Origin of the sequence: Neosynechococcus sphagnicola sy1 (assembly GCF_000775285.1) — a bacterium.
Taxonomy (GTDB): domain Bacteria; phylum Cyanobacteriota; class Cyanobacteriia; order Neosynechococcales; family Neosynechococcaceae; genus Neosynechococcus; species Neosynechococcus sphagnicola.
The window spans coordinates 17761-29543 of sequence record NZ_JJML01000030.1; the positions used below are offsets into that span (position 1 = coordinate 17761).

The 11783-nt window shown below is 51.0% G+C and carries 13 protein-coding genes and 1 pseudogene; 4 read left to right on the forward strand and 10 right to left on the reverse strand.

The window, feature by feature from the left end:
• Positions 1–33: 33 nt before the first annotated feature.
• The 10 genes and pseudogenes from DO97_RS13485 to DO97_RS21185 form a co-directional block, all read right to left on the reverse strand.
• Positions 34–860: pseudogene (locus DO97_RS13485) on the reverse strand (M90 family metallopeptidase).
• A gap of 108 nt (positions 861–968) precedes the next feature.
• Positions 969–2864, reverse strand: a complete 1896-nt coding sequence (locus tag DO97_RS13490; protein WP_036534282.1) for an LIC12162 family transferase — start codon at positions 2862–2864, stop codon at positions 969–971.
• A 53-nt stretch (positions 2865–2917) separates the two neighbouring features.
• Complete coding sequence (locus tag DO97_RS13495; protein ID WP_036534284.1) at positions 2918–3679, reverse strand: class I SAM-dependent methyltransferase; 762 nt, start codon at positions 3677–3679, stop codon at positions 2918–2920.
• On the reverse strand, positions 3651–3977 hold the full coding sequence (locus DO97_RS24440) for a hypothetical protein (protein ID WP_036534286.1): 327 nt from the start codon (positions 3975–3977) through the stop codon (positions 3651–3653). Before DO97_RS24440 ends, DO97_RS13495 begins: the two co-directional genes overlap by 29 nt.
• The gene (locus tag DO97_RS13505; RefSeq protein ID WP_036534289.1) at positions 3955–4956 is read right to left on the reverse strand and encodes a sulfotransferase; all 1002 of its coding nucleotides are present in this window, start codon (positions 4954–4956) and stop codon (positions 3955–3957) included. Before DO97_RS13505 ends, DO97_RS24440 begins: the two co-directional genes overlap by 23 nt.
• On the reverse strand, positions 4953–6242 hold the full coding sequence (locus DO97_RS13510; RefSeq protein WP_036534291.1) for a DUF4910 domain-containing protein: 1290 nt from the start codon (positions 6240–6242) through the stop codon (positions 4953–4955). Before DO97_RS13510 ends, DO97_RS13505 begins: the two co-directional genes overlap by 4 nt.
• Positions 6243–6294: 52 nt before the next feature.
• Complete coding sequence (locus DO97_RS13515) at positions 6295–7521, reverse strand: DegT/DnrJ/EryC1/StrS family aminotransferase (protein WP_239651734.1); 1227 nt, start codon at positions 7519–7521, stop codon at positions 6295–6297.
• On the reverse strand, positions 7481–8635 hold the full coding sequence (locus DO97_RS26735; RefSeq protein WP_052128729.1) for a Gfo/Idh/MocA family protein: 1155 nt from the start codon (positions 8633–8635) through the stop codon (positions 7481–7483). The genes DO97_RS13515 and DO97_RS26735 overlap by 41 nt, the downstream gene beginning before the upstream one ends.
• A 4-nt stretch (positions 8636–8639) precedes the next feature.
• Entirely contained in the window at positions 8640–9392 is a 753-nt protein-coding gene (locus DO97_RS13520) for a cytidylyltransferase domain-containing protein (protein WP_036534295.1), read from the reverse strand.
• A gap of 108 nt (positions 9393–9500) precedes the next feature.
• Positions 9501–9923, reverse strand: a complete 423-nt coding sequence (locus tag DO97_RS21185; RefSeq protein ID WP_052128730.1) for a hypothetical protein — start codon at positions 9921–9923, stop codon at positions 9501–9503.
• Positions 9924–9926: 3 nt separating this feature from the next.
• Here DO97_RS21185 and DO97_RS13530 point away from each other — a divergent pair, with 3 nt between their 5' ends.
• From DO97_RS13530 to DO97_RS13545, 4 genes are all read left to right on the forward strand, one after another.
• Positions 9927–10151 carry a hypothetical protein gene (locus tag DO97_RS13530; RefSeq protein ID WP_036534296.1) on the forward strand — a complete coding sequence of 75 codons (225 nt, stop codon included), beginning with the start codon at positions 9927–9929 and terminating at the stop codon, positions 10149–10151.
• Between the two features lie 99 nt (positions 10152–10250).
• A complete protein-coding gene (locus DO97_RS13535) occupies positions 10251–10601 on the forward strand; it encodes an FKBP-type peptidyl-prolyl cis-trans isomerase (RefSeq protein ID WP_036534297.1) in 351 nt (116 codons plus the stop codon).
• 290 nt (positions 10602–10891) lie between these two features.
• The gene (locus tag DO97_RS13540) at positions 10892–11254 is read left to right on the forward strand and encodes a hypothetical protein (protein ID WP_036534298.1); all 363 of its coding nucleotides are present in this window, start codon (positions 10892–10894) and stop codon (positions 11252–11254) included.
• Between the two features lie 147 nt (positions 11255–11401).
• On the forward strand, positions 11402–11783 hold a 382-nt coding region (locus tag DO97_RS13545), incomplete at its 3' end, for an IS5 family transposase (RefSeq protein ID WP_036534300.1).

Below are 11783 nucleotides of genomic sequence, written 5' to 3' on the forward strand. Positions count from 1 at the left end.
ATAGAATCCCCAGTGAAGGTTTCTGGGGTATATTTATACCCACTGAACAGGATCGACGCAATAGTAGTGTTTTAGCAATTCGTAAAGAGGCTGATGTTTCAGATGCAACTGCCGGGGTTTCTCAAAAAAATGTCTCAGTAGTCACAGCAAAAAACTCCGCAGGATTGATGGCCCCATAAGCATCTATGAGTGTCTTCACACCCCGTTCCACATCATCACAGTGGCTTAGATACGCTTCCGTCATCACCTGTTTCCACAGCGTATAATCTAGATTTTTCGGCAAAATTGGTACGCCCTGCACTCTGCCCTCCTCCTGATCCAGCTGGTGGACGAACTCATGGATGACGACATTATGACCATCTTTCCAGTTACGGATATCTTGCTGCACTTGTTGCCAAGAAAGGATCAGTTGGTCTTTTGCCCAGGATTCCCCCAATCTCGCCGTGCGCTTTTGCTCCACAATTCTATTCTCATCGATCGCGGTTTCTGTGACAACATATGTACTGGGATATACTAAAATCGATCGCAGTTTAGAAAAGTACTTTCCCTGATTATTGAGTAACAACAAACAGGCGATCGCTGCGATCGTTACCTTCATTTCTTCTGTTATTTTTAAGCCCAAACAGCCAAGAAATTGTTTTTCTCGCAGGAAAACCTGAATGTGCTCTTGAAGTTGTCGTTTCTGAGTAGGTGATAGATAAGAATAAATCGTAAGATTGCGCTCAATCATCAGCTGCCAAGGCGGAGGGAAAGGCCGCGTTTTTTAAGCACGATCTCCTGAATTTCACAATCAATGGCTCGGCTAAAATTCCGATGACGATTGCACCCAGAACCACCAGGAAAATAATTGCTTTAACCACAACAGCTCTGCGGAGTAACGAGATCAGGATAGGCTAGATGATGCTATGAAGCACAGATCAAATATGGATCTCTACCCTCTCTGAGGGTTAACGTCAGTGCTTCAATGGTTAATGAGGCTGAAAGCTCGATCTTAACTGTTTGATCCAGACCTGCCCCTGGAACCAGAGTGCCCGCTGCAAATCTCCCTGACGACAATAGGCTTCCCCTAGGGCACTGAGGAGCTGCCCATCTTTGGGTTGTGCCAGTCGGCGTTGTTCACAGACTTGAATCAGTTGCTGGCGTAGACCTTGAGACCAGGGTTCGAGCCAGTTGCGATCGACTCGAGCAAATCGCTGCACAAACGCTTGCCTCACTGACTGCACCGAGGGTTGTCCCCACCAAACCCATGGATCTGAAGCAATCTTAGTCAGGTGTGCAGCAGCAGCTTGGGGGGAATCCCAAAGAATGCCCACCCGGCGTAACTCAGCAAACTCAGGCTCAGCGGCTAGCGGCGCTTCCCAGCGATTCCGATCCCAAAACATGACACTGGGAATGTTAGCGGCCAGGGCTTCCAGATAGGTACTGGAGGGATGATCGACGACCAAAATTCGGCAACAATTCAACCGCTGGCGAAAGGGATAGGTGGAGGCATCATCTAGCTGCACCTCGGGGAAATGATCGGCAATCCGTTGGGAAACGGCATGTCCATGTTCAACCGGATACGATCGCCACAATAGGTGAGATCGCACCGACTCGGGGAGTGCGGCTAAAAATTGCTGTTGCCTATCTAAATAGCCCTCCATTTGACTTCCCACAGGACAGGAATGGAAGCGGTACAAATAACGGGAATGGGAGGTGGCGGCAAACAAAATCTGCCCATCTGACTCTGATCGGGGCGGTGGTGCGGTGAGGCTCAGCAAACCAGACGTGAACAGACTCGGCAAATTTAGATAACCAGGAGCCGCTGGATCTGCCCAACCACAGGCAATCAGAGTATCGGCAAATTGGCGATCGTACCAATCAAAGGAGGACAAGCGCATAAAGCCCCAACCACCGCCATGATCGCCGGAGATGAGCCGACAGCCCCGATCTGCCGCCGCCGCTGCCAGAAACTTAAACGCCTCGTCACTATACCAATTAGTCACGGAAATCATCACGGCTGGTAAGGTACCGTAATGTTTGAGTACCTGCGATCGCGCCGGAGCCAAGCCTTCGAGATAGAGCCTGGGGAAATTTTGTGCCAAGGATTGCAGGAACAGGCGCTCAAATTCATCGGTGGCCGGGAGAGCGGCGAAGCCCTGTCGAGGGGGAGTCCAAATTGGTAGGTGAGGGGGAAGATCGAGCGTAAAAGACTCAAAGGCACGGGCTTGAGACCCGAGACGTTGGATTAGCTGTTGTTTCATGGACTGCGAACAGCCGAGATCCCCCACCAGCAGATAGGGTTGACCACCGACATCAGGGGCAGCCACCGTTGAACCCAGAGGTTGAAAATCCCGAAGCTCTGGGGACGATCGCAGCGGCAGGGACTGCATCGGGAATTGATATCCCAAGCCGATCAAGATCTGGGAAAAAAGTTGCAAGTTATAGCGATCGCCCAGATACAGATCGATGAAGTCTGCGGTATCTTTGGGGGTCTGAAAACAGGCCGGATCTAACAGGATCGTCTCTAGATCGGGATCAGCCGCCAACGCCTGTTTGAGCAGGATATAGCGATCGTAAAAGGCGTGCAGATAGCGACCCAGCCAGTAACCCATCAGCAGCTGCCACGATCTCGTACCATAGCCCAGATCATGCACCGAATTTAAATAGTCCCCCAGAATCGGTAAGATCCGCTGCTGGCACTGGGCTAAATAGTCCGCCGCCGTATAAAATACCGAGCGATCGCTCCAGGGATCGGGGAGCACTTGATAACGCAAGGATTGCCATTGCTGACGGCGGGCGTATAAAAGACACCAACGCCCTAAAAATAGAATCTCTGACTCCGTTTCCCAAAAATCATCGAGGGCTGTTGTTGCTAGGAACAAATTTCTCTCGCTACTCCCACAAAAAAGTTAGGGTGAATCACTCAAGGCTGAGATTACAATTCCTCAGAGGTTGATAAAACAGCCAGGAAAAAACCAGTGAGGTGGTGTTTTTGCAGCACGGCTTGTAAGTCTGCTCGCAGTTGGGCATGATCGAGCAATTTTACCAGAACCGCTGCAATCGCAGGCTCCGATGGCTCTGTAGTTTGTTTCAGGAGGTGATGGTAGATAATATCCAGATCTAATTGGCCGATGGATCGAAACTCCCGTAACCTCAAACCACAGCGATCGCTGAGAGCTTGTATTCCTTGATCCGAGATAAAATTTTGCACATGGGGCGGAAACGCATTCGGCATCTCCTGTTGCAGTAACAACGAATCAATCCCAGAAGCGCCCGATGAACAGAGCACTAAAACTCCGTCTGGCTTCAGGAACTGTTTTAAGTTTTGGATAAACTCAGCAGGGTCAAAGGGATGTTCCAGTACTCCATTACAAAAAATCACATCGTAAATCGGCTCAATCACCCCCGTAAACTCCGTCTCCATGCCCACATAGACGTGTCTGAGACCAAGATTGCGGAGGCGCTCTGCCGCTGCTGCAGAGGGTTCAATGGCATCAAAGGCTAGGACATCTCCACTCTGGAGGGCAACCGTTGCAAACAGACCCACCGACGCTCCAATCTCCAGCACATTGGGAATTGGTAATGGCAGTTGTAAGTTCTGGAGTACTTGTTTAATCAGCTGCCAGCGTGGTTCAAAAATAGTTTTAATGCGGGTTTCGGCAACGGCATCATAAAATGCCTGGGCACGAAACTTCATTGAGGTGGCCTGTTGGAAAAAAATAGGCGAGGGCTTCCCGAGAGAGCCGGGGTGAAATGAAGAGAGAGTCGCAACCATCACAGCGATTAAAGGTATACCTTAGCTTTTCGAAGGCAATATGATAATGGGGAGAATCGCAGGCAATGCAGTTCACCGCAATTAAGGTCGGGTAGGCTTGCTGGAGATAGGCAATATCTTGCATATGTAACTTGATCTGGATTTGATCGAGTTCTTCGGGACGAACTTGTTCCAGCAATGTGTCTAGATCTGACCCACTAGACGCGAAAATGTTGGGCATAGTTATACCACTTGTAATACTCTACGACTGCATCCATGGCCTCATGCAAAGGGAATGCAGGGGCATACTCAAAATACGCCATCACATCTCGGAAATAATATTCAATCACCTGGCATTCCTCTGGGGTAATGCGATCGCGCCAGCGACCAATATTCAAGTCCGAGAGGGTATGAAACACGGTACCATCAAAGTTATTCCCTCTCCAAGAGCGACCGCAGACAGTGGGTTTTAGTAGGGAATCGTGATCCTCAATACCCAAAAACTCTGCCACCTCTGCCATGGTTTGCCGGGGCTGCTGTATCAGGTCTTCGTATTTCAGCACCAGATAAGATGCTTTGCCATAGCGTTGCTGATTATAACGGGCGAGCTCCATCCCCAGTCGGCCCCGATCAATCATGCTTTGAATTAATTGTCGGGGGTCTTCGCCCCGCTGTTGGTAATTCTTAGCCCACCCAGATTTCAGGGAACTATAGTTATCGCGAGGATCTCGAATCACATGCAGAAACCGCGCCTGGGGAAACCAGTCAAAAATATAGTTGGCGTAGATTTCACTACTGGAAGTTTTCTCAACCCAGGCGATGGGAGCTGAAGGAAGACCATAGGTTTGCCAGTAGGCAGCAATCATGGCGGTGAGTAAGGACTTGGGAGTTAGATGGCTCTGCAATGCCTGCTGACGGAAGTTCTGGTGGAGAGTTTCAAAGGGAAAGTCCAGCGGGGGTTGATCGGGGTTCTCGTGATTGACCTTCTCGACTTCTTCCCGGAGATTGCCATAGCAGAAATCAATAATGCGATTGAGTTTTTGATCAACGGTGTAGGCATCGGTATCGTAGGGGGGAAAATAGCCATAGAAAAAGCCACTATCTGCGGGAAAGGTACAGAGTTGGGGATGCCCTTCTAAGAGATTTAAAAACGCAGTAGTCCCACTGCGACGGTGTCCCGCAATCAAGACAGGATGGTCGAGAAAATCGATCTCGGTCATGATGGGGTTTGCCACTCAATTAAGCCTTTATCGTGGAGCTTATTGAGAAAATCTAACACCACCCAGAAATCAAGATCGACCTTCTCGGCAATGTCAAAGACGGACAACTCCCCCTCCATTAACAGCATGATCTTCTCAATGCGATCGAGGAGTTTACGGTTCTCATCACTCTCTCGCCATTCCACCCAGAGACCATAGCGAGAGAGGAAAATTGGCCCCTTGTATTGTCGGATTGGGGTGCGGTCAGCATCTAAGATTTTGAAAATTTCTAGAATGAGATCCCGTGCTGACTCTAGCTGCACCTCGGAAATAATATCGGGGCAGTCCTCGTTGGTGTGGTACTGGGGGTAGGGCCAGCGACTGAGGGAAATAGTAGGAACGTTTACCCCTGGACCATTCAAGCTAATTTCGTCGTTGCAGAGAACTTCTCGAAATTCCCCGGTGCGATAGGTGGGTTGCGATCGCTTCAAGACGTATTCAGCCACCCGGTCGATCGGGGAGTGCCCCTGGGCCGATCGCTGCATGACAAAATCATTCTCGTGTCCCAGCATCTCAGCAAACAGCCCATATTTCATCAGGGGAATCAGATGCTCATGGTGGCTGAGATAGGCAATGGAACCAATGGTTTCAGGGAGGAATAAAAACTTATAGGTATAGTGATGATCCATCTGTGCCAATTGCTTGGCAATGTCCACCGCCACCACGAGGCCAGAAATCGAATCATTCACCTGGTAGGGATGGCAGATATTGGTGATGAAGACAATCATCTCCTGACTGCGGCCTGGAACGGTGAGGTCGCCAATTTTAAGGGTATCGGGGACAAACTCCGCATCAATTTTGACGAAGAAGCGATCGCCCTTGAGGGCATCCAGACGCTGCTTCTGCAGACAAAACCCCCAATCCCGCTGGTAGTAGTTGACCACCCAGGGAATCGCATGGGGACGCTCGGGTAACCGATAGCCCATGTCAGCTAGATAGGATGCGGCCACATGCAGGTGGGGCAGGAGTTCTTCCCGGGAAACCCACTGCTCCATCCGGGGGGAGTAACTGGCGACATGGAGGGGATGATCCTGCATATCCACAATCCGGCGATCGCCATCGGAGATATAGGCTTCACGAACCACCCACTTCTCCGGCACAATCCAAGTCCAGCATTCGGTTCCCGAAGGCACCTCAAAAATTTTCAGATCCGGCAACTCCACCTGCAAGAGCGCCATGGCTTGATCCGTTCCGTCCGACAGTGCCAGACGATTCAGCGGGTAGAGTTTTTCCAGCAGTGTTTTCATGGTGTCTTGCAGAGGCGTTTGCCGAGGAAGTCGTGACCGTGCCTAGGTGAACTTAACATGATTCCAGGGCACCCATGACCTTCTCAATGGCAATCAGAATATCATTCATGTCCCCTGGGGTGTGGGGGAGGCGAATATGCTCATTCAAGACCATTTGCTCAAAATGCAGAATTTCGGCATTTGGACAGGCTCCCAAATAGTAGTTGGTTTGAATTCCCTGATTTTCCGGGGCGGTAAAGGGATAGCCGTGTTTGAAGGCCTGTTTCTGTTGGTAGAGGGGTTGGAGGTAAAGCGGTTTGACATACCCCTGATAGAAACTCATGCCTTCGGCATTCAGGGCAGCCACTAGTTGCTCTCGGGGCAGTCCCAGCACTTCGGGTAGATACCGCAGGGGATAGACATAGTAGGTGGCGAGACTAGCGTCTGGACGATCCCAGGTGTTGGTCGGTTGGCCATCACTGCCCGTCAGCGGTTGCAGGCAGTCATAGTGAGCCAGGGCTTCATTGAGTTGGGCCACGTAGTCAAGACGGATCTGGTTCAGGTGGTCGAGTTTTTTCAGTTGTTCAATGGCGATCGCGGCTTGAATTTCAGTTAAACGAAAATTAAACCCGATCAGATTGGTGATATTTTCGTACCCCGCTGGGCCAACCACCGCTTCCCCATGGTTGCGAATCAGGGCTAACCGATAGCGTAAATCCGGATCATTCGTGGTACAAACCGCCCCTTCTCCCGTTTGAATCGTCTTGTTGACATTCAAACTAAAAATGCCAATATCCCCCAAGGTACCCACGTACCTTCCTTTGTACTTGGCACCATGGGCTTGGGCACAGTCTTCAATCACCTTGAGGTTGTGTTGGCGGGCGATCGCCAGAATGGCATCCATATCCGCCGGAATGCCGAACTGATGCACCACCAGAATCGCCTTGGTGCGATCCGTGACATGGGCAGCAATGGACTGGGGATCAAGACAGCCCGTTGTCAGTTGCACATCGGCAAAGATGGGAATGGCACCATAGAGCAGGGTACAGGCAGCACAGGCACTCATGGTGTAGGGCGAAACGATCACCTCATCGCCATACCCTAACCCCAGAGCTGCGATCGCGGCATACAGCCCTGAGGTAGCACTGTTCATACTCACCGCATAGGCGGCCCCGTAGTACTCGCACCAATCAGCCTCCAGACGTTGTACCCAGGGGCCACCCCAAAAGCTAAAGGGGGGAGAGGGGGTATGGGAACCCTCAAAGAGAGACAGGTAGCCACTGTCTAGCACTGCACACACAGCTTTTTTCTCGGCTTCTCCGGTGGTGAAGTTGTCTAGCCAAGGTTGGGTACGAACAGGGGTGCCACCGTTGATGGCTAAGGCGGAGGATTTCAAGTTCATGACGCTTCAGCAAGGGTGGAGGTCGAAGGGGGACAGGCCAGAGCCTGACACTGCCACACGGGGGGTCATGGTGCCCAGAACCGTTGGTAAATCGACCCCCAGAGCTGAGAATACCGTCTTCTGACCCGATAGATAATCCGCCATCGCCGCGATCGCATGAACAATTCGGGGAGGCTAAACCCTGGAGTTGCAACTGGGGTACCAGTACTCGTTCTCCAAGATTGTTAATAGCGACCTGGGCGATACCAATTTGACTGCCGAAATCCTGGAGGCAAACTCGACCCAGTTGGCACCGCAGATCTAGCTCAAACAGTTGGTAGTACTGCTCATCAAACCCTTCCAAAACCACCACACTCTCTCCAATTTGGATCTGCACCTCGAAATTGTCGTCCGTTCCTCGGCCTCCGGGGGATGGCGTTACTGCCATCACCTGTAATTCCTGCCCCAACAGTAGCCTCAAGGTATCGATCAAATGAACGCCATTATTCAGCCATCCCCCATAATAAATCCCCCGCCCGTTCACCAAGGAGCCAAGTTGCCCAGATTGCAGCAGAGCCGCTGCCCGACGATGGGCTGGGTCAAACCGCCGTGTATGGTTGACAATCAGTTGGGTGGGGACAATCCGATGCAGTTGCAGCAGGTGAGCTAACTCTTCCGATCTCTGGCACACGGGTTTTTCCACCAGCAGCACTTGGGGGGGAACGCTGGCGGTCAAAATCTCGACGGCTTGCTGGTAATGCCAGGGATTGGGGCTACAGAGGCTGATCACGTCTAGCTGTTCCTGGGCCAGCAGCTCTGAGAGCGACCCATAGGCTCTGGGGACTTGCCAGATCTGCTGAAACTGCGATCGCCGCTCTAGGCTGGCATCTACCACAGCCGCCACCTGAAACTGAGGATGCTGATCAAGGGCTTGGGCATGGGTGGTGATGGGCTTAGGGCTACCAGGGAAATCTAGAATTCCGGCAATGCGGCCACAGCCAATAATTCCCACCTGCCATTGGGGTGTACTCACGGGGTTATTCCTGACGAAACACCTTCCACCGCCGCACCACCTGCTGATTGCGGCTGACCAGCTTCGGATGGGCGATCATAAAGTCAATCACCTGAGCCAGACTAAAGCCCGGATTTTGGGGATAGAAGTGCTCATAGATGGCGGTAATCACCTCAAAATCTTCAGCCGTGTCCACTTCCAGATACAGATCGGGGTAGTGGTACCAGGGAGGAGCCTCAAGATTACACAAGCGAAAGTGATCGGGGTGTTGATGGATATGAATGCCCACGTGTTCACGTAAGGCTGCATCTGTTGCCTGTTGCTCCGCCGCCACCAACACCGCCGTCGGATAGACCGCCACCTCCGCGCCGGGGGGATAGGTGGTTTTCAAGCCATTGGTAACATAGTCATAGCAATCAGCCTGTTTCAGGTAGTAGCCAATCATGGCATCCACCAGCAACGGATCGGGTAAGGGGCTGTCGCCCAGCAATTCCACATGCACATCAACCTGGAACGCTTGCAAGGCTCCCACCACCCGTCCCAACACATCTTGTTCGCTGCCTCGGAAACAAGCAACGCCGAGCTGCTGTGCCAATGTGGCCAAGGCATCATCCTGGGGTTCGGTGGAGGTGGCAATAATAATTTGATCAATCAAGCGACTCTGGCGAATGCGCTCGATTTGCAATGCCAACATGGGCTGACCCAAAATTGGTTTCAGGACTTTGCCGGGAAGGCGGGATGATCCCAGTCGAGCTTGAACAGTGGCGGCAATTTTCATTTGGAACCGACGAGGACATCATGCCCGTAAACATTTTCACATCATAGGCAAATGTCGCGTCGGTATGCTATCTGAAAGCTCTGATCACCCTAAAAATACTGCAAAAAATCACCAAAGCTGTTTAAAATCATCTTGCTCGGAGGTTAAGAATTGCAAGAAGCGGTTAGTTGATGCAGCCTTGTCAGGAAATAGAGTCAGTAGTTCTAGGTATCGGCTTGTGGGTTTAGGTAATGCTTTCTTGTCATCCTTGGGGTCAGGCTGACAACGATTTAAATCTTTGCTAGTGACCATGTAGATTGCAATAACAGTAATGAGAGCAGCCATGATCAAGCTTCTAAAAACCAGGGTAGTAGAGAGCTTTGAACTTAGTGCAAGAACCATCCCGATGAGAATGACAACCAGTAAACTACAGATGCATAACAGTAGCCATTTTGCCCATTTCCGTCCTTGAATAAAAAAGTACATCACGATAACAGTTAATAATATCTGACCAATTGCCCACCGATCCCGTGCGATGATTACCAGCGCCATATCATGTTGATTGATCTGTATTTTTCAAGACTTAAACCAGATTACGTAAAAGTTATTGAAGTGCGTGGGATAGCGAACAAGATAATGATGTCATATCAGAATCAATGTTTATCAGGTGACATAGATGGCAAAAAATTTCTGAATCCATTTCTAAAATCTCAGGATGACTTTGACAAAGAAACAGATAAATTTATTAAACTTGTTGCAGAACATGCAGAGCATATATAATCCGCATAACAATTCAAATGCAGCGGACTTACGAAAATCTGCTGTGCTGAGTTTAGTCTTATTTGCAGCCGCTGATTTGAGTCGTTAGGCATCCTCTTTATGAAGCGCGGGCGCGGCGGTGTCAAGTTTGAAGACCTTGCGGTTGGTGAAGGCGCCGAAGCGTCGCGGGGAACCGATGTTGAGGTTGTCTATACGCTTGTGCTGAACCGAGGCGACATTGTGGAGGCCGACCAACCCTACGCGTTTCGCATTGCTGGTCGCAGCGTCATTGCGGGCCTTAAGTATGGGGTTGAGGGGATGCGTGCTGGCGGAGAGCGCAGAATCCGTGTCGGTCCACATCTCGCCTATCGAGACCAGGTGGTTCCGGGCAAAATTCCAGCAAACGCGGTATTGGAGTTCCGGGTGAAGCTACTCAAGGTCACTGCGCAGGAATCAAGCTCGGATGCCTAACAAATCGCTGGAGCGGACGCGTGAAAGATAAAGTACCAAGCTCGTAAGGCAGCGCGCGCGCCGCTCAGCTCAACCGTTACGCTCCCTGCGATTTGTAGACAAGGGACGAAGCTGTGCTTAGAGATTGTGGCATAGATAGAACTCGCAGTACGGATAACCAATCATTGCAGCGGACGGTATGGACATCCTTTCGGAAATGCAGAGTATATTTACCGCCGCTGAATTCAGCTGTTAGCCGTCAATGAACACCGCATGCCGCTACTATCTCAACGGCGAAGTGCCTCATCTCATTGGGCAACGCTGCACTGGCTTTGTTCTCCAGCACGTTTTTCGAAGGTCAGCAGATCACTGATCAAGTCAACGTCGCCTACTTGCGCTTTGCTGAGCAGTGGTATCGCTTGTACTTCGAATGCGAAACTATCTTCTGGCGCATGTCAGAGCCACCGGAGGCGGCAGAAAACTCAGATCTCTCCTATGGGTTGCTGCTCAACGATCTTTCGGGCATGGAGTCTGTCGTCGGTCAAACGGTTCAATCAGTCGCCTACACAGCATTCGAGTCCGGCGATGTGCGAGCCACAATTATGTTTACCAACGGCAAAAGTCTTGAGTTCGAGCATAGCTGTGAAGCCGATTCAACCCGCCTTGCTGGTTAACCCCTCCGTCAAGGGGGCTGCTTGCGGCTTGCCGCAAGCAGCCCCTTACGTCGAACGTTAGAGGGTGTTTTAAAAGTCGTTTAGTGAGTAAAAAAGCTCACTCAGTGTAAGCTGCGAATATGTCGTACACAGCACTGAGAGAGCGTCATGAGTAAAGCTTACCCCAGTAATTTGTCTCAAGCCCAATTTGAACTACTCAACGACTTGATACCCGAGCCGAAATTCGGTGGTCGTCCTCGTAGCGTCGATATGTGGGATGTTCTGAACGCCATTTTCTATGTTTTGGTGGAGGGAGTGCGATGGCGAGGGTTGCCAGGGGATTTTCCGGCATGGCAAACCGTATACACCTACTTTCGTCAGTGGCGCAAAGATGGAACCTGGGTGCGGATGCACGACCGATTGCGAGAGTGTACCCGAATTGAACAGGAGCGTCATCGCAGCCCGTCGGAAGCGATTATCGACAGTCAAAGTGTCAAAAGTGCCGCTGGAGTGAGCCAATCGGTGGGCTACGATGCGGGCAAACAAATTA

Excerpts from the sequence above, each read along its gene's own strand:
- DO97_RS13495 (WP_036534284.1), bottom strand. The coding sequence starts at position 3,679 with ATGAAGTTTCGTGCCCAGGCATTTTATGATGCCGTTGCCGAAACCCGC.
- DO97_RS24440 (WP_036534286.1), bottom strand. The coding sequence starts at position 3,977 with ATGCCCAACATTTTCGCGTCTAGTGGGTCAGATCTAGACACATTGCTG.
- DO97_RS13505 (WP_036534289.1), bottom strand. The coding sequence starts at position 4,956 with ATGACCGAGATCGATTTTCTCGACCATCCTGTCTTGATTGCGGGACAC.
- DO97_RS13510 (WP_036534291.1), bottom strand. The coding sequence starts at position 6,242 with ATGAAAACACTGCTGGAAAAACTCTACCCGCTGAATCGTCTGGCACTG.
- DO97_RS13520 (WP_036534295.1), bottom strand. The coding sequence starts at position 9,392 with ATGAAAATTGCCGCCACTGTTCAAGCTCGACTGGGATCATCCCGCCTT.
- DO97_RS21185 (WP_052128730.1), bottom strand. The coding sequence starts at position 9,923 with ATGGCGCTGGTAATCATCGCACGGGATCGGTGGGCAATTGGTCAGATA.
- DO97_RS13530 (WP_036534296.1), top strand. The coding sequence starts at position 9,927 with ATGTTGATTGATCTGTATTTTTCAAGACTTAAACCAGATTACGTAAAA.
- DO97_RS13535 (WP_036534297.1), top strand. The coding sequence starts at position 10,251 with ATGAAGCGCGGGCGCGGCGGTGTCAAGTTTGAAGACCTTGCGGTTGGT.